Here is a 23,544-nt window from a genome sequence, read left to right as displayed (position 1 = left end):
ATACCATCACAGATCTTAGTTTAAACAATCCATTTAATTACAAATTTCTAATGTAGCACATGCATTTATACTTTCTTTCAATCGATTCAAACTGTTCGATATTATCTCCGGTATACTGAGCGAACATGTATAAAGGTTGAAGATTATCATCCCCCGGCTGTACTGTATGCGCCATATCCTGATCTGATAAGTACAGATGATAGTACTCATCCACTTGTCTATAAGCGTTCTTTTCAAACCATGCTGCCGAATTGCCGGCATCGCGCGTCCATGCTTCTAAAAATTCCAGATTCAATTTAATCGCTTCTTCAGAAGCGCGTTCCATCAGCTGGCTGCCGATACCCTCATTCTGATAATCAGGATGGACAGCTAAATGCCAAATCATGCCGCCTGTGCCCTCTTCTGAACATACTTTTTCATCTTCTGTGTCATATTCAATGTCGATCAGTCCAACGATCTGATTATCCTTTTCTGCGACAAGTTCGATCGATGGATTCTCAAACTTTTCTTTCTCTCTATGAACATCGTCGTAGTACGCCGTATCTAAAAACGATAAAACCCGGCATCTCACCCAGCCTCTTTCGTCACTTGCCTGATAATTTCTAATTTCCATAATTAAGCTCCTCAGTTATCTTTTTTTCATGAAAAATACACGTCTTTTTTTAATAAACAGCAGGGCGAATTGTTCTGCAAATAATATCCCTGCTGCGATCGAACCGGCACTGATAATGACTTCCATGATAATATTTACCGCACCGGTATAATCCGATAATATAATGCTACTGGTCGCATCGTACGCCAGCCCGCCGGGTACAAACGGAATAATTCCCGGTATTAAGAAAATAGTCGACGGTTCTTTATACACCCTGGCCATGACATGGCTCATTATCCCCAGTGTAAACGCACCGATAAAGTTTACCATAACCAGCGGCAAATCGAACAGCATTCCCGCTGTCTGCCCCATCATCCAGCCGAGCGCACCGACAATACCCGCCGGGAGAAATAATTTTTTAGGCGCATCGAATACGACAGCAAAAAAGAATGATGCGGTAAAGCTAAATAGTAAGTTTAATAACCATTCCATCATTTCTCCTCCTTAAGCGAATATTAAAACTGCAGAAACACCGGCACCGATAGCAAAAGATGTGACGAGTGCTTCTGATGATTTAGTCGTGAACATCATCATATGACCGCCGAACAGATCCTGGATCGCATTGGTAATCAGCACACCTGGAACGATTGGCATCACCGATGAAATCAGCATTACCGATAAGTTCCCTCCGGGAATAAAATAATGTCCGGCAACGACAGCCAGGGCAATACTCAATCCTCCAAAGAACTCCGGTATAAATTGAGTGCGCATACGTTTTTTTATCATTTCGGTGACTAAAATACCAATTCCGCCGGCAAACAGCACAGTTAAAATATCAATTTTCATACCGTCCTGTAAATACAAAAAGCTGAGTCCGATAAGTGCACCAGCGATTGTTTTAAACCACAGCGGGTGGTCTTTTGTTTTAACATAGATTTCCTCAAGTCTTTTGTAAGCTTCATCAAGTGTCAATTCATCTCTAACTAATTTTCTTGATACAGTATTGACTTTGGAAATTTTAATTAAATTGGTATTCCGTTCTTTTATTCTGTAAATTCTTGGATAAGACTGGTCGTGCAAAATAAAGTTAATGACCGTATTCGTGACAAAACTGTTATTTTTAACAAAACCATAATGAGACGCTATGTAATTCATCGTTTCTTCAGTCCGCGTCCCTTCAGCACCTGCTTCCAGCAGAATGCGTGCTGCGAGCATAACAACATCTTTAATCTGCTCTTCATGATCATCAATGTGAAGTTTTTCTTCCGTCACCCACAACACCTCCAATGTCTATTATATAAAAAATAAGCTTCAGCATCAGCTAAAGCTTATCATCCTTATTCATTTATAAACGATTTGATCGCCTGGCATTTCTCTTTTGCATCTGAGATGCCGAGTTCATATAACTGTTCCAGCTTGTCACGGTTGCGCGTTGTCCGTCCGACACCCGCATCAGCGCTAGGTGCAATCACAATGATATTACCCTTTTCTTCCTGTTCAAAAATATAATCAAGCCGGTCATTGTAATGTTTATATCTGATTTTCATCCGTTCGTCGACTTTTGGATACTTTTTATAATTTACAATGTTGGATATTTTGCTCGGCTTTTTATAATAGCCTCTCGGTTTAGTCAGGACGACTACATTTTTAGTGAGTCCGTCACTTTCCGCCTTTACAATCGGCAGCGGGTCGACAATGCCGCCGTCCAGCATATGAATACCGTTATGTTCAACTGCTTCAGCGAAAAACGGAATGGAGCTCGATGCTCTCAGCAAGGTGCCGAGCGTTTTATCATCGTAATCTTCTTTATAAAAGTACATCGGTTCTCCCGTATCACATTTCGTCGTGACGATAACAAACTCCTCAGGTCCAGAAATAATTTTCCCAATATCCAGAGGCACAATTTTATTCGGAATCTCATCAAATATAAAGTCCATGCCGAACAATTCGCCTTTTCTAATTAAATTCATATACGATAAATACCGTTTATCATTTACAAAATCGATATTCACCTTTTTATTTCTGCCCGGCTGTTCTGATAAGTACGATGCAGCCATGCAGGCACCGGCGGATACGCCAATGACATACGGAAAGTGTATCCCTTCTTTTTGAAAATATTCCAGCACGCCCGCAGTGTATATACCGCGCATACCGCCGCCTTCTAAAACAAGTCCTGTACCATTCATTATATCCTGCTCCTTATTTCTCTTTGAAGTCATATTACTATTAAACGTATCACAGGAAACCAAAGTCCGTCATCTAATTCATTTCTTCATCATCCTGATATTCCAAAATATCAGCCGGCTGGCAATTCAGCGCCTTGCAAATAGCGTCAAGGGTCGAAAATCGCACCGCCTTAACTTTGCCGGTTTTTAAATTTGATAAGTTGACATTTGAAATCCCTACGATTTCTGCCAGTTCACCAAGTGCCATCTTGCGGTCTGCAAGTACTCTGTCCAGTCTCACAACAATCATCTGTCTCACCCCGCCTATACTGTCTGATCGTATTCATCTTGCAGATACGAACCATATTTTAAAGATTTAGCAATCATCCAGATTAAAATCCCTGCGAATACTGGTATAAGATTGATATCGAAAGTAATTCCTATGTTTTCTATATCAAAGAATTCGCGGAAATCCGCCGGTAATTCCGATATTGCAATTGAACTTTTTATAAGCAGCGACACCGCAATAGACATCAGCATTTCCATCAGTGCAAAAGCGACAAAGCTGTAGCCGATATACTCAATATATTTGCTGTTCTGTACAGTTAAAATGTTGCCTTTTCTCAAGTTGGCAAGCCATCTGTTAACGAGAATGATGATAAACAGAATGATTAACACATTCAGAAGTGACAGAAGTAAAAGAAGCATCAGCATTGTTTTGTCCAGATTGACATAGGACAAAATTTCCTCTGTAATAGTAACGGCTCCGCCCGGTGTTTCTAAAGAAGCATCCATCGTTAAGTTTGATAATATCCCCATCACTTCATCAACAGGCATAATTGCGAGGACGATTCCGCCGATTACGACACCAGCTGCAACAAGTCCATCAATGATCATGACGATAAACGACAATACATACATCACTGTGGCAAGTGTTTTAAAACGTTTGTGCACTACGATTTGTTCTTCCATTTTTATCCCCTCCATATTCTTATTTATAATATAGCATCCTTTTTAATCTAATTCAATAATTATTTAATGTTTATCATTAAATAATTAATCTAAAACGTATATTTATATTTTTTTGAGAAGAAAGTTTTTATTGATATTGTTTAGTTTTACTGCCAAACTGTTAAGAAAGAATACGCTTACAAAAGGAGCGCTTATGAATAAAGAAAAATTAATCCGCTTTATTGTTATGTACATTATTGTTCTGGCGATATTACTTGCCGTACAGTACTTTTTCCTGGACCAGGTCAATGTATTAAATTCGCTGTTCATGCCTGCAGTCGTCGCATTTTTATCTTTAGCTGTCCGCTCAAATGTTAAAAAAGATGCAGAAGCAGCAGAAAAGAGTAATCACGTTAAAGAGAAGTAAACATAACAGCTGAGGCATAAATATTACCAATATAAATAATCCGTATGTCAGCTTCCTATAGGAATCTAACATACGGATTTCTTTGTCTTGTATAAAATTTATTACGTTCAATAATCTTTTGTATTTGACGCTTTAAAAATTATAATTTTATAGAAGTGACTTTAGTTTCTGTATAAGGTTCCAGTCCTTCCGGCGCACCTTCTCTGCCGACGCCGCTTTCTTTCATGCCGCCAAACGGGATATTTGCCGCACTTGGTGCGCCGTTATTCCAGCCGAGTACACCGAAATCCAATTCTTCGGTTAAACGGATACCTGTTTTATAGCTTTCAGTAAAGTAATACGCTGCAAGTCCGTATTCTGTGCCATTTGCTTTTTTAATTGCTTCATCTAAATTAGAGTAGCTCTGAATCGGTGCCAAGGGACCAAACGTTTCTTCAGACATGCAGATCATGTCATCCGTCACGTTAGTAATCACAGTCGGTTCAACAAAATAGCCGCCTGAATGATTGCCGCTGCCGCCAGTCGTCACCTGACCGCCTTTTTCAACCGCATCTCCAATGTGTTTCATCACTTTGTTATAACCGTCTTCATCGATTAACGGTCCAATTTTAACATCGTCATCCATACCGTTTCCGACTTTAAGCGCTTTGACTTTTTCAGTAAATTTTTCGGTGAATTCATCCAGTACATCTTCATGGACGTAAAACCTGTTGGCACAGACACAAGTCTGACCTGCATTTCTAAATTTAGATGCAATCGCCCCATCAACTGCTTTTTCTATATCCGCATCGCTATGAACGATTAGCGGTGCATGGCCGCCGAGTTCCATCGTAACGTTTTTAACAGTACTTGTTGCATCACTCATTAATTGTTTACCGACTTCAGTTGAACCGGTAAAAGTCAGCTTCATTATTTTATCTGAACTTGTAAATATTTCACCGGCATCCCGGCCGGAAGCGTTAACGTATTGAATCACGCCTTGATCAAAACCGGCTTCGACAGCCAAATCGATAAATTTCATCGCCGACATCGGTGTTGCACTGGCCGGCTTAACGATAAACGTATTTCCAGCTGCTACTGCAGGCGCTGCTTTACGTGCCATCATCGCTACCGGGAAGTTCCACGGTGTAATCGCTGCGACGACACCAATGGGGTGTCTTGTGACAACAATTCTCGTGTCATCACCGTTTGCCGGTACTGTGCGTCCGTATATTCTTTTTGCCTCTTCAGCATAATATTTAATATAACTGTTGGCATAGTCAACTTCTCCCAGTGCTTCCGCCAGCGGTTTGCCGCCTTCCAGTGTGACCAGTTCTGCAATCTCCTGCTTATTTTCATCAATTTTTTCCGCCCATTTAAATAGTAAGTCCGAACGGTCTGCTGCACTCATTTTTCTAAAGTCCTGGAATTTTTCGTGGGCAATGCGGATTTTCTTCTCAATCGAATCCTTCGTATCTTTGTCGACGCGGCCTGCTTCTTCACCTGTTGCCGGATTAGTTACAATCAGTTCTTCTGCCATTAAAATTCCCTCCATAATAAAAAATCGTCCTATAAATAATTATAGGACGATTAATTTTATTTTACAAAATATAAGAGTTACAGACTCTGATCGATTAATGCATTCGCAATTTCATCCAGGTCTTTGACTGTGTACTGGAATCTGCCGTGGAATACATATTTCAGGAAGAATGCTTCTAAATCTTCCTGGCCGACAATCACTCGGATTGATGGATCTTCAGAATAATTAGTAATTGAATAATTACCATTATCTTTCGGGTTAAAGTAAATAATCGGTACGATATCATACTGTAATTTAAATTTATTCTTAAGTTTTTCAGCAGTAACTTTCGTTTCATCAATCACACCATTGTAATGGTTCACAGAGACATTTTCAGCATCTGCTTTTTCAAAAATCAATGTCTGTTCGTGCTGTTTGTTCAGTTCAAGAAGATCAAAGAATGATTCGATATAAGGCACTTCTTCAAATTGATTTTCATTTACACCGTGTAAAATATGCCCGCTCCAGTATTTAGAATCAATTAAGTAAATACCAGTACGTGTTAATACTAAATGGTCTATTTTACGCGTATTTGTATAATTTCTTGATGGTAAATAAATATTTGAAAGAATAATCATATCCGTTTCACGGATCTTTTCCTCTTTAACAAGTTTTTCCTTTAACTGAATTAAAGCAAGGTCTGTTAAATATTCGCCTTTATCTACAGTAAACTGATGCAGACTGGAAAGCTTATTATCGAGAAGCGTCGTATCATTATGATACTTCTCATTTAAAGTCGACATTTCTTTCTTGTGCTCTAAACGTTCTTCCTCGTGCGTACTCTCGTATTTTTCAACCAGAGATGCTCTTTCTTTCGCATGCGTTTCCTTTACAGCTTTAACTTCCTTGCGGTGTTTAAAGTAATACACTAAAAACCAGATTGCAATAATAAGAAGGACTGCTGCGACCGCGATAAAAATCGGATCTGTAAAAATATCAGTATTCATATTGTTCCTCTCTTTCCGAACTGCTTAAATTAGCTATTTCTAAGAAGATCTTTTAGAGCATCAACTTTGTCCAGTCTTTCCCAAGGCAAGTCGATGTCAGTGCGACCAAAATGTCCATAACTCGCAGTTTGTTTATAAATTGGTCTTCTCAAGTTTAGCATATCTATAATACCATCTGGTGATAAATTAAACAGTTCTCTGATGACTGTTGTAATTTTTTCTTCATTATATTTCCCTGTGCCGAAAGTATCGACAGCAATAGAAACCGGCTGTGATACACCAATTGCATATGCGAGCTGAATTTCACATTTATCAGCGGCACCGCTTGCTACTATGTTCTTTGCGATATAGCGCGCAGCATATGCTGCAGAGCGGTCTACTTTTGTCGGATCCTTGCCGCTGAATGCACCGCCGCCATGACGCGCATAGCCGCCGTATGTGTCGACGATAATTTTACGTCCGGTTAAACCGGCATCTCCCTGCGGCCCGCCGATCACAAACCGCCCTGTCGGATTGATGAAATATTTAGTTTCTTCATCTAATAGGTTTTCAGGAACCACTGCCTGAATGACATGTTTTAAAATATCTTCATATATTTCAGTTGCCGGAATGTTTTCATGGTGCTGCGTTGAAATAACAATCGTATCGACACGTTTTGGCTGGCCGTTTTCTCCATATTCCACCGTGACTTGCGACTTACCGTCCGGACGCAAGTATGAAATTGTATTATCTTTACGCACTTCAGTTAAGCGGCGTGAAATTTTATGGGCTAATGAAATTGGCAGCGGCATAAACTCTTTCGTTTCGTTTGTTGCATAGCCGAACATTAAACCCTGGTCTCCTGCACCGGTAGATACACCTTGAGATTCTCTCGTTTCAAAAGCATTGTTCACACCGACTGCAATATCTTCAGACTGTTCATCGATACCGGTCAGTACTGACATCGTCTTATAATCAAAACCGTACTTTGCATCGACATAACCGATTTCTTTAACTGTTTCTCTGACTGTTCTCGGAATATCTACATAAGTTTCTGTACTGATTTCCCCGACAATCATAGCGAGACCTGTATTAACTACAGTCTCACAAGCGACGCGCGCGTATGGATCTCCTTCTAAAATTGCATCGAGAATCGCATCTGAAATCTGGTCTGCAATTTTATCGGGATGCCCTTCTGTAACTGACTCCGAAGTAAATAATTTACGTTCTGACATTTAAAAATTTCTCCTTTATAGCTAATTTAGCTATCTCTCAAAAGCAAAAAATAAAGCCTTTTTCTCCATAATAAACAGAGAAAAAGGCTCGCCCTTTTCCCTTATCGCTCAGAATTACTCTGCATTCTTTAGCACCTTTCTTGAAAAGGAGGTTGCTCTGGCTTCACAGGGTTTGAATCCCTCCACCACCTCTGGATAAGAGATAACTTATTATTTATCTTACATTATTGGAATGAGCAAATCAAGATTAACGAAAGTTATTTGCAGCAGCTTTTAGATAATTAAACTATAAAACTCAACAGCAAGCTGTGAAAAATCCTTAATTTTATAAACATATACTTATAATTTTTATAATGATATATAAATTCACCTTATGAACCAGCATTGCAAAAAACAATTCAATATTCAAAAACGTTATCCTGTTATTGTGTAAACATAAAAACGAATGTGTTATACTAATTTCTAAATACTTCGTTAATGAAAATACTTGGAGGCGAATCATGGTTAACCATAAAAGTTTAATCGAAGGTCTTGTTAATAAACCTTCTACTCACAAACAATTATCAAACGCTGAACTTGTCGAAGCATCTTTACGACGCAAAGAGGCAGTACTTACAAATACAGGAGCACTTCGCGCGCAGACTGGAGAATACACAGGCCGCAGCCCGAAAGACCGTTTTATCGTTAGAGACAGCGTATCCGACAGCAAGATTGACTGGGGCGAGGTCAACCAGCCTATTTCACAGGAAATTTTCGATAACTTATTCGATAAAGTTACTACATATTTAAATGACAAAGAAGAATTATTTGTCTTTAACGGTTATGCAGGCGCAGACCCGCATACACAACTGAAACTTCAGGTTGTTAATGAGTTCAGCTGGCACAACATGTTTGCGAAAACAATGTTTATCCGTCCTGAAACAAAAGAAGAAGCACTTGCAATCGATCCTGAATTTACGATTGTATCTGCACCTACTTTTAAAGCAGACCCTGAGGTCGATGGTACGGGTTCTGAAGTATTCGTCCTTGTATCATTAGAAAAGAAAATCATTCTTATCGGCGGTACTGAATACGGCGGAGAAATGAAGAAATCAATCTTCTCAATTATGAACTACCTGCTTCCTGAAGAAGGCGTGCTCAGCATGCACTGCAGTGCCAACGTCGGCGAAAACAAAGATGTTGCATTATTCTTCGGTTTATCAGGTACAGGTAAAACAACGCTTTCTGCAGACCCGGAACGCGATCTTATCGGTGACGATGAGCACGGCTGGAATGACGATGGTGTGTTTAACATCGAAGGCGGCTGCTACGCTAAAACTATTAATTTATCAAAAGAAAAAGAGCCTGAAATCTTTGAAGCCATTAAATTCGGTTCGGTACTTGAGAACGTAGTGATCGATGAAGACGGCAATCCTGATTACGATGACGGTTCACTGACTGAGAATACACGTGCAGCATATCCGATTGACCATATCGATAATGCGCGCATTCCTTCAGTTGCAGGACATCCAAAAACGATCATCTTCTTAACAGCAGATGCATTTGGAGTACTTCCTCCAATCGCCAAGTTAAACAAAGATCAGGCAATGTACCACTTCTTAAGCGGATTTACATCTAAACTTGCAGGAACTGAACGCGGCGTTACTACACCGCAGCCGGTATTCTCAACATGCTTCGGTTCACCATTCCTGCCGCTGCACGCGACAGTATATGCGAACATGCTCGGAGATTTAATCGACAAGCATGAAGTTAACGTTTATCTTGTAAACACAGGCTGGACAGGCGGCGAATACGGCGTCGGCAAGCGTATGAATCTTGCACACACACGTTCAATGGTACGCCGTGCTATCAGCGGTGAACTCGAATTAGGTGAATTCGTTGAAGATGAAATGTTCGGCTTATCAATTCCAACAGCAGTGACTGGTGTACCGAAAGAAATTCTTGCACCAATTAACACTTGGGAATCCAAAGATGCATACACTGAAAAAGCACAAGGACTTAAAGATAAGTTCATTGAAAACTTTAAAAAATTCGGTGAACAATCAGCTGCGATTGCTGAAAAAGGCGGGTTTTAAATATATTTGATTGCAGAATCCCGGGATATTGATTATCCTGGGATTTTTTGTTGGAATCGGCAGGCTCGCTGCATATTTTCTACAGGGACACTTATTATGAACGTTGTCGATTTCACAACGTACTCGCAGCATTTCAAAATGAAGAGACCCCGGAATAATTTCATTGTTCCGGGGTCTCTTATTTCAGCCTTCACTACTGACAGCCGTTTTCTCTGACTTCATTATATAAATAAACGATACAATCGTCTTTCAAAAGCAAACTTTTATCTTCTTCAGGAATATCGTCTATATGGTCCACCAGCATTGGGCCATTTGTTTCATGATAGTGTTTCAGCTGATCCAGCCGTTCAATATTACAGCAAAATGCTGCTTTACTGAATGTCTCCTCGCCATCGTGAACGGTATATGTACCTACAAAATGCATGTCGCCCACGAGACCGCCCGTTTCTTCATAGAGTTCGCGCTGAGCACCTTCGACAAGTGCTTCTCCATTTTCGACTTTCCCGCCGGGGAATTCCAGTCCCCTCTCTCTATGGTTTGTCAGTAAAAACTGGCCGTTAAATTTAGGGATTATAAGTACATGTTTCGTATTTTCAACGTAACTGTTTTTCAATGTAACATGTCTGCCTTTAAAATCAGTAAATGTTTTCATATAGAATCCTCCCGGTTGCACTCTTGCATCTAGCAGCTTACAATAGTTGTATTAATTTTAAAAGGTGATACTGTAATGAAAAAAGTATTAATCGGCTCCGTTCATTTTTACCAGAAATATATTTCTCCAATGTCGCCACCGACTTGCCGCTTTTACCCGACCTGTTCAAATTATGCTTTGGAAGCTCTCGCTGAACACGGCGCAATGAAGGGCAGTTTCATGGCTGCTAAGCGCATTTCAAAATGCCATCCGTTTCATGAAGGCGGCTTTGATCCAGTCCCTGTAAACGAAAAGAAAAAACATCAGTAATTATCTCTTTAATGCTCCATACCTGTATTTAACGGCCGAGAAACATTTTTTGATTCTGACTGCGTGAAATCTTTCCGGTCGATGTCACAATAATTTTATCGACATAGTGAATTTCCTTTGGCAGCTTGTATTTTGCCAGATGCTTACTTAAGTGATTGAGCAGCAATGCCTCGTCCACTTCTTCTTCCAGCAGCAGCACCGGCACACTGCCCCACTCTTCATCGCCTTTTTTAATGACAACACAGCGATCGACGCCGCTGAGCGAGTATACCGCATCCTCTATTTCTTTCGGATAAATGTTCTCGCCGCCGCTGATAATCAAATCAGTCCGTCTGTCTAAAATATACAGATAACCCTCGCTGTCAATTTCCGCGAGATCTCCTGTATTAAAGTATCCGTCTTCTTTCTTCATATCTGCATTTAAATAACCGTTCGCAACACTTCCGCCTTTAATCAGGAGTTCTCCTGTATTTTCGTCGACTTTAATATCATAATCCTGAATATTCCCAACAGTCCCGCTTAAAATCTTTTCATCTTTATAAGAAATTTGAACAATTTGGGAGCATGTTTCAGTCATGCCGAATGAGTTATACACCGGCAGATTTTTGTTCATTGCTTTTTCCAGCAGCGACGGTGTTGTACTCGCGCCGCCGAGCAGCAGTCCTTCGAGATGATGTGTGCCTTCTATTTTCATCAGGCGCTTCAGCATAACAGGCACCATACTCGTATGAGTCACTTTATCCCGGCTTAAAATATTCCATACGCGCGCCTCATCGAACTTATTTTCGACGATTAACGTACAGCCTGTCATTACAGTTCTGAACAGGATTGACAGTCCTGAAATATGAAAAATCGGGTTAACCATCAGCCAGGTGCTGTCACTGTCATAATTAAAATGCTGCCGGCAATTTAAGTGAGATGCTGCATGATTTTTATATGTTTGCGGCACTGCTTTAGCGCGCCCCGTTGTTCCGGACGTAAACATAATCGATAAAATATCATCCGGCTGAGGATTGTTGACGATAAAAGTCTGCGTTTCAAGCTGAAGCAAATCTTCGTACTGAATTACTTCCACTCCGGGAATCTCAGCCGGCAAGGTCGCAATGACCGTTGTGACTGACACATCCTCCAGCTGGTTCTTAAGTTCACCCGGAGTTAACCGCGTGTTCAGCATTACCATTTCCACACCGAGCATCATCAGACCGTGAATCAGTTTTACAGAGTCCAATGAATTATCGATATACAAACCGACTCGTTTTAATTTAAGGGCTTGCAGTTGTGTACCGAGTGAATGTGCATGCATATACAGCATCTGATACGTCAGAGATTCATCTTTGTATTTCACAGCAATGTTGTCAGGATAAGTAAAACTTGCTGTTTCCAGCCATTTGTATGACATTAACTTCACCTCAAAAACACCCATCATAGACGGGTGTTATATTTTAAAATATGCAATTTACGGGAATTTAGGGAATTGATCGAAGTTCGGTTCACGTTTTTCTTTAAACGCGTCACGGCCTTCTTTCGCTTCATCTGTAGTGTAATAAAGCAGTGTTGCATCTCCTGCAAGCTGCTGTAACCCGGCTAATCCGTCTGTATCAGCATTCATCGAAGCTTTTAGGAAACGGAGTGCAGTCGGTGAGTGTTTCATAATATCTTCACACCACTCGACAGTTTCGTCTTCCAGACGCTCTAAAGGTACAACTGTGTTGACTAAGCCCATGTCCAGTGCTTCCTGTGCGTCGTACTGGCGGCATAAGTACCAGATTTCACGCGCTTTTTTGTGGCCGACGATACGCGCTAAGTAACCTGAACCGTAACCGGCATCAAATGAACCGACCCTAGGACCAGTCTGGCCGAAACGTGCATTTTCAGCAGCAATTGTTAAATCACATACAACGTGCAGCACGTGGCCGCCGCCGATTGCATAACCAGCAACCATAGCGATAACAGGTTTAGGAATAACACGGATTAAACGCTGTAAATCAAGAACGTTCAAACGTGGTACTTCATCTGTCCCTACATAGCCGCCGTGTCCGCGTTTTTTCTGGTCTCCGCCTGAACAGAAGGCAAGGTCGCCTTCACCAGTTAAAATTATTACCGAAACACGCTGATCGTCCCGTGCGCGCGTGAATGCATCAATCATCTCTGCAACAGTATCCGGCGTGAATGCATTGCGCACTTCCGGACGGTTGATCGTTACTTTAGCAATACCATTATAAAATTCATATTTAATTTCACTGTATTCTTTAACTGTTTCCCAAACTCTTGTCATGAGTTATCCTCCTCTAGGTACTCTCGTACTAACCTTATGTAAGTTTTGTAATTTTCAAGATGAATATTGTGACCGCAATGTTCAACTATATTCAGTTTAGCACTTTTCAAACGTTCTGACATCGTTTCAGCTGTTGCCACAAATTTCTTGTCCTTACTGCCTGCCAGTAAATAAAAACTGCTCTCAAGTCCGCTTAAATTATCCCAGTACGAGGGCTGTACACCCGTGCCGTATTTTAACAGGCTGTCTGCAGCTTCCGCCGGTGTCTGCTGCAGTCGCTCTTCGTGCTGGGCCTGCAGCACTGATCGGTCTGCATTACGCTGAGTCAAAAACAGCGGCATACCCTGCCAGAACTGAAGAAATTCATTATAATCGCTAATTATAAAACTGCTGCGCTCACGGTCAATTCGAAGCCGTTCCGCGCGCTTTTCTTCATCAGCGATACCGGGCGAGGCGCTTTCCAGTATGCATTTATCAATTCTTTTTGGAAAGTCAGCTGCTAAGGCCAGAGAGACCCGGCCGCCCATCGAGTAGCCGAGCACATCGAAAGTGTTAATACCTTCTCTGTCTGCAATATTTACAAGTCCTCCTGTAACATCTTCCATACGGTAATCATGCGGCGTGCTTAATGTACCGCCAAAACCGGGTAGATCTGCAAGAATTACATTACGTACGCTGCTTAAATCCTCTGCGATTCTTCTCATACTTTCTTTAGACGATAAAAACCCGTGCAGCAGCATAATCGTTTTGTCCCGCTTGTTATCGAGCAGCTCATAATTAAAATTCAGCATTGTCCACCAGCTCTTTAAGCCGGGCTTTCAGCTCGTTATGACTCTCGAGATTATGTTCTCTGTCTGTTTTAATCTCTATCATCTGACGCCCGGTTTTATTCAGCATTTCTTTTGTTAATTCATTCGAATTTTCAATATGAATATATTCGTAATCGTAAAGCTTCGCGGCATGCTCAAAATTGAGATCAAGCGGTGTGCCGAACAATCTTTCGAAGTGCGGTTTATGTGCATACTGCGGCAGATAGCTGAAAATATTGCCGCCGTTATTGTTAAAGACGATAATCGTAAAGTCGATATTTTCAAGTTTTGCAAGCAGCAGACTGTTAATATCATGATTCATCGATACGTCTCCAATCAGCATGGTCACCGGCTCTTTGGTGCCGAGGCCGAGGGCGCTGGAAATCACACCGTCAATACCGTTGGCGCCGCGGTTCGCGAATACATCATGGACAACACGTGTATCGAAACGCTCAAAGTCTCTGATCGGCATACTGCTGGATAGGAAAAATGTGCGGGACGCATCGGTCTCTCTGATAATGTCGTAGACATATCTGCCTTCATCGTCAAAACCGGAAATATGCTCATCTATATACTTATGAAGCACTTTTGATAAGTCTGTGAAGCGCTCTTTAGTATCGCTCTTAAAATTATCAGCAATCAGCCTTGGAAGAATTTCATTGATTGTGCCGACATATGTTTCATCTGGTGTGACCGGGAAGGGTTTGATGTCCTGAAATTCACTGATTAAATATTGCGGCACAGCCGTTTGTTTTAAGAATGCATTGGTCTGTTTTGAAGTTACAGGCTCACCGATACGGATAATAAAATCAATATTGTCTTCGATATACCGGCGATGGTTTTCGCTGAAATTTGAAAACATCATATCGTGATTAACAATGGCATCTTTAACAAATGTTCGCAGATTCTGCCGCGGATCGCAGACAGCAATAAGATTGCCTTGTTCCAAAACAGACACAAGCGGTGTTAAATCTTCTGCTGTTTCACCGATAAAAACAAGACCTGTGCCTTTTAGTTTTTCAATATGCCCCGGGACAGTAGTCGCTGGGATCATTGATTTCTGTACCCGCTTAAATAAGTCCAGACGTTCAACATTCGGCATAATCGGTTCGCGGACCGGGATATTAAAATGCACTGGCCCCATATTAATGCCGTTGAAATACTGGCTGGCCTGCAGCACTTTATCGTTAATTAATGATTCTGCACTGTCATGACTGTCAGCAATCGGCAGTTCCGTCTGATAGCGTACGAAATTGCTGTACATATTATGCTGCTCAATCGCCTGCGGCGCACCGACATTTTTAAGCTCGTGCGGACGGTCCGAGGTCAGTACTATGAGCGGCAGATGACTTAGTCCCGCTTCGCTGACAGCGGGTGTATAATTCGCTGCTGCTGTGCCGGATGTACATAATATACCGACCGGCTGACGTCTTTTTTTAGTCAGCCCGACGGCGAAATACCCTGCACCCCGTTCGTCGGGATGAATGTACGTCTTAATCCCTTCATGCAGCTCCGCCGCGATAGCAAGCGGCGTTGAGCGTGAACCCGGGCTGATAACCAGTTCATTCATACCGTATTCGTACAGTGCATCTATGATACTAAATGTTTGTGTCGTTAGTGCTTCCGTATAGCTCATTAGTAGTCGCCTCCAAGACGTTCAGCATCGGTGTGAATTTAACTTCTGTTTCCAAAAATTCAGCTTCCGGATCCGAGCCTTTCACAATGCCGCACCCGGCAAAAAGTGTCGCGCTGCGTGCAGAAATCAGCATGGAACGGAGACCGACGGCAAACTCACATTCTTTGTCTTCATGAATAATGCCAAGCGGCGCTGCGTACAGTCCTCTTGTGCCGTATTCATGATCTTTAATATAATCTTTCGCCAGCTTTTTCGGCAGGCCGCCTACTGCCGGGGTCGGGTGAATTTGTTTTAATATTTTAAACTCATCCGCATCCTTCTTCAGCATAGCCTGAATCGGCGTGAACAAATGATATATATATTTATTTTCGAGCAGCAGCGGATTTTTTTTGTAGTTCAGCCCTTCTGAAAACGGCACGATATCACTGACGATTGATTCTCTGACAACGCGGTGTTCAAAAAGATTTTTTTCATCGTTCAGTAAAAAGTCTTTCTGCAAATCATTCTCCCGGCTGTCTTCGACGCGCTGAATTGAACCGGCAATCGCATTCGTAGCCAGTTCCTCTCCGTGGATTGAAAATAATTTTTCAGGTGTTTTCGAAACGAAAGTCGATTTGCCTTTTTCATAATAAATCGTGTACGTGTCAGCTTCGTCTTTTAACCGTCTGATTAAATAAAGCCGTTTTGCTCTCGATTCAAAAGTGATGAGTTTCTGACGGGCAAGCACTACTTTTTTAAACTCGTCGTTTAAATTATTTACTGCTTCTTCAACGAGCATTTTCCATTCATTTGGAAAAATATCGCGTTTACTTTTAACGACCGGTTTTTCTTTCTCGGTGAGTTCAGTATTTTCTATCGCCGACAGCACCCCGTCAACTTCATCGAGCACATCCTCCATATTTAATTCTGTTTTTTCACGAGTTAAAAACACTTCGTGATTTTTCAGATCAAACTGCCATTCCGGCAAATGAAATTCAATCATTCTAAAGTCGTTCCACTCGTCAGTCGTATCTTTATCATCGAATAATGTTCCGCCGAATAAGCTCAGTTTCGATTTCAGATCATCACCGAGCATCTCCTGCTGCAGTTTGGCAAACAGTGTTTTCTTACTGTCCGCTGCCGATTCCGGCTGAAACTTATCACGCCACATACTTTCGATGTAATTGATTCCGATAACATTATACGTGTTATCTTTTGACTTGAACCAATAGCGTGAACCCTTCGATTCATCAAAGTATGTAAATATTTTTTCTTCGTCAATATTATACTCATCCATAGGAATATGCAGTGTAAGATATTGCCTGTCGGAATCCAGACTGATACTCTCTATAAATGTTCGAGACGATTGTAATTTCATGAGTCACACTACTTTCATCATAATTAGCTTTATTTTATCATTTTTTACCTACCGTGTGTATGGACAACACTTAAATATGATAAAATTATAACCATCATGTTTTAAAGGAGAAAGTCATGCAGGAAGCACAAGTACATACAGGATTTAAAAAATATTTAATGCTGACGCGTCCGCATACACTGACAGCAAGTTTTGTACCTGTTTTTGTCGGGACGGCAAGTGTATTGTTATTTGCTGACATCCGCTGGGGAATGTTTTTCCTTATGCTGATCGCTACAGTATTAATACAGTCGGCTACCAATATGTTTAACGAATATTACGATTTTAAACGCGGTCTGGATTCACATGAATCCGTCGGTATCGCTGGTGCTATTGTAAGAAATGGCATGAGTCCCCGTCTCGTTTTGACAATCGCTCTTATATTTTACGGCATCGCCGCTGTAATCGGAATTATTATTACGATAAATTCATCGTGGTGGATACTTATCGCTGGTGCTGTATCAATGGCGGTCGGTTATCTTTACACAGGCGGCCCTGTGCCGATATCATGGACACCGTTTGGTGAAATATTTGCAGGTTTCTTTATGGGCACTGTAATTATTATGATTACATTTTTTATTCACACAGGCACACTGCATGTATTTCCTTTATTAATGTCCATACCTCCGGCAATTACAATAGGTTTACTCAATATGGCAAATAATATACGCGACCGGAAAAAGGACAAGGCGAGCGGCCGCAAAACTTATGTCATTCTTGTTGGTAAGCCGTTTGCGGTAATGATTGCTGCAGCCCTGCTCCTGTTCAGTTATGTATTTTTAATATACCTGGCCTTCTTTACGCCGATGGGCTCGGTATTTCTGCTCATCCCGCTCTTGTCTATTCCGCTTGCGCTGAAAACAATTATGCTGATGCGTAAAGGAAATACACCGGTTGAACTGATTCCAGCCATGGCATCGATGGGCAAGCTGAATACAATTATGGGACTGCTTTTGACCATCGGTTTGATTATTTACGGGATGACCGGCATATAAATTTTTCTGAAAATTGTGTTTCAGCTCTGTGAAGAATATAATATAGTTGAAACAAACAATATAGGGGGATTTATCATGCAGTTAAAACGTACGTTATTCGCGGGAGGTCTTGCAAGTATGCTTTTACTTGCCGCGTGTAATGGAGACAGCACAGAAGAAGCAGGCACAGAGGAAGAAACTCCGGCTGAAGAAACAACAGAAGAAGCGGCAGAGGAAGAATTATCATACTCTGGGGTCAACGGGGATTACACTTTCACAAACTTTACACCGGTTGAAGTACCGGCTGTTGACGCTGAAGGGAATGATACAACGGTTCAGGCAGTGGCAGTTGAGTTTGAATTCTCCAATACTTCTGAACGCGCAGCAAGCCCGTCTGAAGCATTCAGTCTGGACTTAGCAGTCCGCCAGGTGAGTGATGAAGGCGAAGCACCGACAGATAACTACACGATGGACCTTGAAGACGATGGTGAATTTGCAGACGGAAAAGCCGCGGCCAATGAATTAGTGGAACCGGGAGAAAACACAGCTGCAGTCGTTGCCTACGGTCCGCTTGATCCGGAACTCGCAACACACCTGCAGGCCCGTGAAAATCCGCTTGAAGAAACTGAATCACTAGACCATGAAATCGAGCTTGATTCAGCACCTGCTGACAGCGAAGAATAAATCTAAAAACAGCGCCGTGACACGGCGCTGTTTTTTGTTTAATTTTATTTGGAATTTTTATGAAAAAAACACCTCATTTTATCATAAGGCGTTCTTAAATACTTATTTTCTTTTTGTGAGGATAAACTTCGTACCCTCTGCCTCGTATGTCAGCTCTCCGTCTTCCATATCCATACGCACAGACATCATAATATGACTTTTATTATTGAAGTCTCTGTATAAAATACGGATGCGGAAGTTCATTGTCTGATCGGGCTGCATATAAAATTTCAGAATCACTACATCATTTTCTTCTTTCTCTTTAATGTAATGGTATTTTGTCGTAAAATCATAACCTTTAATATAAACTTTCTCAATGTGAAATGGATTATCATTTTTATTTTCGACACGGAACATCATGTATTTCCCGCGGTCGTCCTTTCTCCAGCCGACTTCGTCTATCATCAGAAGCGGCTGTGTCGTCATAACTTCCGCACGTTTTCTTGAAAAGTAAATACCTAGACCGGAAACTGAGGCGATAAATAAAGCCAGCAGTACAACTAAATCTAACCAGACTGATAAAGGATCCATATATTTTCCAACTCTCTTAATGATTTCATTTATATAATTTTATCATTACATGTATGTTAAAAACAATTATGTTACATTGAGAGTAATTTGTTAAGGAGTCGGTATTATGATTGAAATCTTAAGCGGTATTGGTCTTGCTTTCATTCTTTTCATCATTGCAGGCATTGCTGTTCTACTCGCTATATCACGCTGATAAAAGTTTTATATATCAGCCTGTTCTTCTCCAGTTATTCTATTTCAAAAATATCATCTGTATGTTCGTGCAGGTCTTCAGGACCATTAATGTGTGCTGTAACGCTGTATTCTCCAGGCTCAACTTGTGCAGTTTCAGCAGTATAGATGCCATCACCTTCACTTTCAGCGTTCAGCCATGTAATCTCTGCAGTCTCAGTATCTTCCACTTCAAACCGGACACGATCCGCTTCATAAGCTTCATCTTCCTTCAGCAGTTCGACACTGATGACAGATGGATTATCTTCATTATCCACAGTTAAATTAATATCCAGCACCTGTTCGTGATGGTGCTCTGCAGTTTCTTCATGCGGTTCATGAGCCTCTTCGCCCTCGGCTTCTTCCGTACTGTTTCCGCACGCTGCAAGCACCAGAGTAAGGCCTGAAAGTAACAATAATTTCTTCATTTAAATATTCCCCCAAAACTTAAGTATAGGTTTATTTTATCACCAGCCCTGTTCATGAATACCACACATTTTCGAAGATTCTGAGTCTATAACGTTTCAAAATAGTGAATCTACTTCTTATCGATACACCAGTCACTTTTAATGCTGAACTAAAATAACCTCTCCAAAACTTAATCCGGAGAGGTTATTTGTTATCTTACATATTCAAATATTCCTGCTGCACCCATACCAACACCGATACACATTGTCACCATGCCGTATTTTGAGTCAGGTCTGCGTTTCATTTCAGCAAGCAGCCTCGCAGTCAGCATGGCACCGGATGCACCCAGCGGATGACCGAGTGAAATTGCACCGCCGTTGACATTTGTTTTCTCTATATCCAGTCCCACTTTTCTGATTGAAGCGACTGTCTGGGAAGCAAATGCTTCATTCAGCTCGACTAAATCCATATCTTTGACCGATAAACCGGCCTGTTCCAGTACTTCAGGAATGGCATATGCAGGGCCAATGCCCATAATCTTAGGATCTACGCCCACTGCTTTAAATCCGACAAAGCGGGCAATTGGAGTGACTCCGAGTTCTTTCACCTTATCTCCTGACATTACTACCACAAAGCCTGCGCCGTCTGTCAGCGGTGCTGATGTTCCTGCTGTAACAGTACCGTCTGCTTTAAATACTGTTCTGAGTTTGGCAAGTCCTTCCATATTCGTATCCGGACGTATATGTTCATCTGTTTTAAATTCACCTTTCGTTATAACAGGCCCATTTTCGTCATAGGATACTTTATTTACTTCAACCGGAATAATTTCGTCTTCGAACCTCCCAGCCTCGAGCGCAGCCTGTGCTCTCTGATGGCTTTGTACTGCATAAGCATCCTGATCTTCTCTCGAAACTTTAAATTCTTCTGCCACCATTTCAGCAGTCAGCCCCATCGGATATGACACTCCTGAATCTTTATCCTGCAATACTGGGCTATTTGTCGGCTCATTGCCGCCCATCGGTACAGCGCTCATTAATTCCACACCGCCGGCAACCAGTACATCTGCCTGTCCTGCCATAATCTGGTTGGCTGCGATTGCTATCGTCTGCAGTCCTGATGAACAGTATCGGTTTACTGTCTGTCCCGGCACTTCATCCGGCATTCCTGCAAGCAGGGCGATTGACCGTGCAATATTCTGTCCCTGCAATCCTTCTGGAAATGAATTTCCGACAATCACATCTTCTACCATATCCGGACTGAATTTACCATCGACACGTCCAAGCACACCTTTAAGAACCTGTGCTGCAATCTCATCCGGTCTGTCGTGGAACATCGCGCCGCCTTTTGCTCTTCCGGCAGCCGAGCGTCCGTAAGCTACTATATATGCATCCTGCATTTAACTTCATCCTCTCTGTACGTACATATTACTAATTACGGAGCGGTTTTCCCGTCTCCAGCATGTGACTGATCCGAGCGTAAGTTTTCTCATTCTGCAGGAGATTTAAAAATCTCTCTTTCTCGAGTTTCTGCAGATAGCGCTGATTCACATAAGTGTTGCGCGGTATATCTCCGCCTGATAATACTTCTGCAATCTTCAAGGTAATTTCGTAATCGTGATCACTGATAAAGTTACCGAGACGCTGTGCATCAAGCATTCCTTCTGCCAGCGCTTTAAAGTCACGACCAAGAGCAATATACTTTCCTTCAGGTTTAGGAATGTAATTCATTTCTGATTCCAGACGCGCTTTATTTAAAGCTGCTTCCACACGTTTCTCCACATTAAGAATAATTGAATCGGTATCTCTTAAATAACCGTATCTCTTCGCTTCATACGCATTCATTGAAACTTTTGCCATACCGATATTCGTCAGTACCTCACTCATCGACTGCTGTTTGTCATCGTGCTTATGATTTGTACTTAATATACGGTCCGACATTTCAGCAAGTCCGCCGCCGCTCGGCAGGAGTCCGACCCCCGCTTCAACCATGCCGATATATGTTTCACTTGCTGCAACAACGAATGGAGAATGCAGCACTAACTCACAGCCTCCGCCGAGGGCTTTGCCCTGCACAGCCGTCACTATCGGTTTCAGTGAATATTTTAGACGGTTAAAGCTTTTATGAAGTGTATCTATGGCCGGTCCGACTAATTCTTCGACCTGATTCATTTCATGTGCTTTTTTCATCATGTACAAGTTAGCTCCAACGCTGAAATTTCTGCCGTCAGCATATAAAACCATACTTGAAAAATCTTCGCTCTCTAAAAGATCGACAGCTTCTATTAAGTCTTTGGCAAAACCGTCAGAAATAATGTTATTGCCGCTCTGCAGTTTTAACAAGAGCTGGTCTGTATTAACTACCGAGAGCCTGGAATCCTCTCGGTTCCAGATTTCACTATCGATAAAATCACTTACTGGTGTTACCCGCTCAATGGTTTCCCCTTCTTTATAAAAAGGTTCAGTGCGTTTTTCTATCCATTCAGGCAATTCTCCGAGTTCTTCTTTCATGCGATCTTTAACCCGGCTGAAGCCCATCAAATCCCACAGCTGGAACGGTCCTTTTTTCCAGTTGAATCCCCAGATAAGCGCCCGGTCGATATCTCTGTAATCCGAAGCTGCTTTTGGCACATTTAAGGCTGAATAGTAAAAGTTATTTCTCAAGGTTTCCCATAAAAATAAGCCGGCTTTATCATCAGCATTAAAAATAATATCCATATTCTCTTTTAAATCTTTACTGAATTTACCGAGAATTGGAAATTCAGGTTTTGACTGTTCAACGTAGTCATTTTTTTCTGGATCAAATACGAGAATTTTATTCTTCTCTTTTTTATAAAATCCTTTTTTTGTTTTTCTTCCAAGCGCCCCCTGTTCTGCAAGTTTCTCGGCTATTTTAGTCTCATTAAAGAACTTCTCCTCACCCGGTACCTGCTGCAGCCCTTTAGTTACTGTCACTGCAATATCAATACCGACGAGATCACTCAAGCCGTAGGTGCCCGTACCTGGACGTCCGATACTTCTGCCGGTAAGTGCATCTGTCTCGGAAATCGATATGCCTTCTTCTTCTGCCCGGTGCATAATATCATTCATTGTCTGTGTACCGACACGGTTGGCTACAAAGCCCGGTACGTCGTTCGCAACAACGACACCTTTGCCGAGTTTATCTTCTGCAAAAAGCTGAGCGCGCTTTACCGACTCTTCTGCAGTATCCTGAAGCGGAATAATTTCAACCAGCTTCATAATGCGCGGCGGATTGAAGAAGTGCATGCCGAAAAATCTTTTCCGTTCATCATCATTGAATACTTTAGCGATATATTCAATCGGAATACCCGATGTGTTTGTTGCAAATAAGGCATTATCTTTTGCAACTTCTTTTACTTTTTTCCAGACACTGTGTTTGATTTCCAGTTCTTCTTTAACCGCTTCGATATAAATATCAGCGTCATCCTCACCTTTTAAATCCTCATCGAAGTTGCCGTATGTTAAATTCGATGCGAAATTTAAGTCAAACAGCTGCGGCCGTTTTTTATCCGTGATGATTTCGTAAGCTTTCTTTGAAATTTTATTAGGATCTTTTTCATCTATTGCTATATCAAGCAATTTTACTTTTAAGCCTGCATTTACGAGCAGGGCAGCAATCTGACTGCCCATGACCCCTCCGCCAAGCACTGTTGCTTTCTTTATCGTCATGAAAAA

General features: G+C 41.6%; 24 protein-coding genes and 1 riboswitch. Of the genes, 5 read left to right on the top strand and 19 right to left on the bottom strand.

Features of this window, described 5'->3' with window-relative positions:
* Positions 1–37: 37 nt before the first annotated feature.
* From DFR63_RS01900 to DFR63_RS01875, 6 genes are all read right to left on the bottom strand, one after another.
* Positions 38–613, bottom strand: a complete 576-nt coding sequence (locus DFR63_RS01900; RefSeq protein WP_092598231.1) for a GNAT family N-acetyltransferase — start codon at positions 611–613, stop codon at positions 38–40.
* Positions 614–628: 15 nt separating this feature from the next.
* Positions 629–1,084, bottom strand: a complete 456-nt coding sequence (locus tag DFR63_RS01895; protein WP_092598228.1) for a threonine/serine exporter family protein — start codon at positions 1,082–1,084, stop codon at positions 629–631.
* A 12-nt stretch (positions 1,085–1,096) separates the two neighbouring features.
* The gene (locus DFR63_RS01890) at positions 1,097–1,807 is read right to left on the bottom strand and encodes a threonine/serine exporter family protein (protein WP_115884711.1); all 711 of its coding nucleotides are present in this window, start codon (positions 1,805–1,807) and stop codon (positions 1,097–1,099) included.
* A gap of 122 nt (positions 1,808–1,929) precedes the next feature.
* Positions 1,930–2,778 (bottom strand): patatin-like phospholipase family protein, encoded by an 849-nt coding sequence (locus tag DFR63_RS01885; protein WP_115884054.1) that lies wholly within the window; start codon positions 2,776–2,778, stop codon positions 1,930–1,932.
* Positions 2,779–2,851: 73 nt separating this feature from the next.
* A complete protein-coding gene (locus DFR63_RS01880; RefSeq protein ID WP_092598221.1) occupies positions 2,852–3,067 on the bottom strand; it encodes a helix-turn-helix domain-containing protein in 216 nt (71 codons plus the stop codon).
* A 14-nt stretch (positions 3,068–3,081) separates the two neighbouring features.
* Entirely contained in the window at positions 3,082–3,729 is a 648-nt protein-coding gene (locus tag DFR63_RS01875; RefSeq protein ID WP_115884053.1) for a DUF2975 domain-containing protein, read from the bottom strand.
* 193 nt (positions 3,730–3,922) lie between these two features.
* On the opposite strand from DFR63_RS01875, the gene DFR63_RS01870 reads away from it, so the two are divergent.
* Positions 3,923–4,135 carry a hypothetical protein gene (locus DFR63_RS01870; RefSeq protein WP_115884052.1) on the top strand — a complete coding sequence of 71 codons (213 nt, stop codon included), beginning with the start codon at positions 3,923–3,925 and terminating at the stop codon, positions 4,133–4,135.
* 139 nt (positions 4,136–4,274) lie between these two features.
* On the opposite strand, the gene DFR63_RS01865 is transcribed toward DFR63_RS01870, so the two are convergent.
* The 3 genes from DFR63_RS01865 to metK all read right to left on the bottom strand — a co-directional run bounded on the left by DFR63_RS01865 (position 4,275) and on the right by metK (position 7,854).
* Positions 4,275–5,654: an NAD-dependent succinate-semialdehyde dehydrogenase gene (locus tag DFR63_RS01865; protein ID WP_115884051.1), complete on the bottom strand. Its 1,380-nt coding sequence runs from the start codon at positions 5,652–5,654 to the stop codon at positions 4,275–4,277.
* Positions 5,655–5,731: 77 nt separating this feature from the next.
* Positions 5,732–6,640 carry a nuclease-related domain-containing protein gene (locus DFR63_RS01860; protein WP_115884050.1) on the bottom strand — a complete coding sequence of 303 codons (909 nt, stop codon included), beginning with the start codon at positions 6,638–6,640 and terminating at the stop codon, positions 5,732–5,734.
* A gap of 29 nt (positions 6,641–6,669) precedes the next feature.
* Positions 6,670–7,854 carry a methionine adenosyltransferase gene (gene metK, locus DFR63_RS01855; protein WP_115884049.1) on the bottom strand — a complete coding sequence of 395 codons (1,185 nt, stop codon included), beginning with the start codon at positions 7,852–7,854 and terminating at the stop codon, positions 6,670–6,672.
* A 98-nt stretch (positions 7,855–7,952) separates the two neighbouring features.
* Positions 7,953–8,056, bottom strand: a riboswitch (SAM riboswitch).
* A gap of 298 nt (positions 8,057–8,354) precedes the next feature.
* Between metK and pckA the strand changes: the two genes are divergently transcribed.
* Entirely contained in the window at positions 8,355–9,929 is a 1,575-nt protein-coding gene (gene pckA, locus DFR63_RS01850; protein ID WP_115884048.1) for a phosphoenolpyruvate carboxykinase (ATP), read from the top strand.
* A 193-nt stretch (positions 9,930–10,122) separates the two neighbouring features.
* On the opposite strand, the gene ytkD is transcribed toward pckA, so the two are convergent.
* Complete coding sequence (ytkD, locus tag DFR63_RS01845; protein ID WP_115884047.1) at positions 10,123–10,581, bottom strand: RNA deprotection pyrophosphohydrolase; 459 nt, start codon at positions 10,579–10,581, stop codon at positions 10,123–10,125.
* Between the two features lie 75 nt (positions 10,582–10,656).
* Between ytkD and yidD the strand changes: the two genes are divergently transcribed.
* Positions 10,657–10,890: a membrane protein insertion efficiency factor YidD gene (gene yidD / locus DFR63_RS01840; RefSeq protein ID WP_115884046.1), complete on the top strand. Its 234-nt coding sequence runs from the start codon at positions 10,657–10,659 to the stop codon at positions 10,888–10,890.
* A gap of 28 nt (positions 10,891–10,918) precedes the next feature.
* Here the strand turns inward: yidD and menE are convergent, their stop codons facing one another.
* The 5 genes from menE to DFR63_RS01815 are packed head-to-tail and all read right to left on the bottom strand — an operon-like array spanning position 10,919 to position 16,967.
* A complete protein-coding gene (menE, locus tag DFR63_RS01835) occupies positions 10,919–12,289 on the bottom strand; it encodes an o-succinylbenzoate--CoA ligase (protein ID WP_115884045.1) in 1,371 nt (456 codons plus the stop codon).
* 57 nt (positions 12,290–12,346) lie between these two features.
* Complete coding sequence (gene menB, locus DFR63_RS01830; protein WP_115884044.1) at positions 12,347–13,165, bottom strand: 1,4-dihydroxy-2-naphthoyl-CoA synthase; 819 nt, start codon at positions 13,163–13,165, stop codon at positions 12,347–12,349.
* Complete coding sequence (menH, locus tag DFR63_RS01825; RefSeq protein ID WP_115884043.1) at positions 13,162–13,956, bottom strand: 2-succinyl-6-hydroxy-2,4-cyclohexadiene-1-carboxylate synthase; 795 nt, start codon at positions 13,954–13,956, stop codon at positions 13,162–13,164. Before menH ends, menB begins: the two co-directional genes overlap by 4 nt.
* Positions 13,943–15,610 carry a 2-succinyl-5-enolpyruvyl-6-hydroxy-3-cyclohexene-1-carboxylic-acid synthase gene (menD, locus tag DFR63_RS01820; RefSeq protein ID WP_115884042.1) on the bottom strand — a complete coding sequence of 556 codons (1,668 nt, stop codon included), beginning with the start codon at positions 15,608–15,610 and terminating at the stop codon, positions 13,943–13,945. The genes menH and menD overlap by 14 nt, the downstream gene beginning before the upstream one ends.
* Positions 15,573–16,967, bottom strand: coding sequence for an isochorismate synthase (locus DFR63_RS01815; protein ID WP_115884041.1), 1,395 nt, complete (start codon positions 16,965–16,967; stop codon positions 15,573–15,575). Before DFR63_RS01815 ends, menD begins: the two co-directional genes overlap by 38 nt.
* A 116-nt stretch (positions 16,968–17,083) precedes the next feature.
* Here DFR63_RS01815 and DFR63_RS01810 point away from each other — a divergent pair, with 116 nt between their 5' ends.
* Both DFR63_RS01810 and DFR63_RS01805 read left to right on the top strand, forming a co-directional pair.
* Entirely contained in the window at positions 17,084–18,001 is a 918-nt protein-coding gene (locus DFR63_RS01810) for a 1,4-dihydroxy-2-naphthoate polyprenyltransferase (protein ID WP_115884040.1), read from the top strand.
* 75 nt (positions 18,002–18,076) lie between these two features.
* Entirely contained in the window at positions 18,077–18,664 is a 588-nt protein-coding gene (locus DFR63_RS01805) for a DUF4352 domain-containing protein (protein ID WP_115884039.1), read from the top strand.
* Between the two features lie 102 nt (positions 18,665–18,766).
* Here DFR63_RS01805 and DFR63_RS01800 read toward each other — a convergent pair whose 3' ends face one another.
* From DFR63_RS01800 to fadB, 4 genes are all read right to left on the bottom strand, one after another.
* On the bottom strand, positions 18,767–19,234 hold the full coding sequence (locus DFR63_RS01800) for a hypothetical protein (RefSeq protein ID WP_115884038.1): 468 nt from the start codon (positions 19,232–19,234) through the stop codon (positions 18,767–18,769).
* A gap of 227 nt (positions 19,235–19,461) precedes the next feature.
* On the bottom strand, positions 19,462–19,872 hold the full coding sequence (locus DFR63_RS01795; protein WP_115884037.1) for a FixH family protein: 411 nt from the start codon (positions 19,870–19,872) through the stop codon (positions 19,462–19,464).
* Between the two features lie 191 nt (positions 19,873–20,063).
* Positions 20,064–21,248 (bottom strand): thiolase family protein, encoded by a 1,185-nt coding sequence (locus tag DFR63_RS01790; protein ID WP_115884036.1) that lies wholly within the window; start codon positions 21,246–21,248, stop codon positions 20,064–20,066.
* A gap of 31 nt (positions 21,249–21,279) precedes the next feature.
* Positions 21,280–23,538: a 3-hydroxyacyl-CoA dehydrogenase/crotonase FadB gene (gene fadB, locus DFR63_RS01785; protein WP_115884035.1), complete on the bottom strand. Its 2,259-nt coding sequence runs from the start codon at positions 23,536–23,538 to the stop codon at positions 21,280–21,282.
* Between the last annotated feature and the right edge of the window lie 6 nt (positions 23,539–23,544).

It is taken from the genome of Jeotgalicoccus halotolerans (assembly GCF_003387165.1).
Taxonomy (GTDB): domain Bacteria; phylum Bacillota; class Bacilli; order Staphylococcales; family Salinicoccaceae; genus Jeotgalicoccus; species Jeotgalicoccus halotolerans.
Note: the sequence above shows the minus strand (reverse complement) of the source record. Positions and strands in the feature narration are given on the sequence as shown.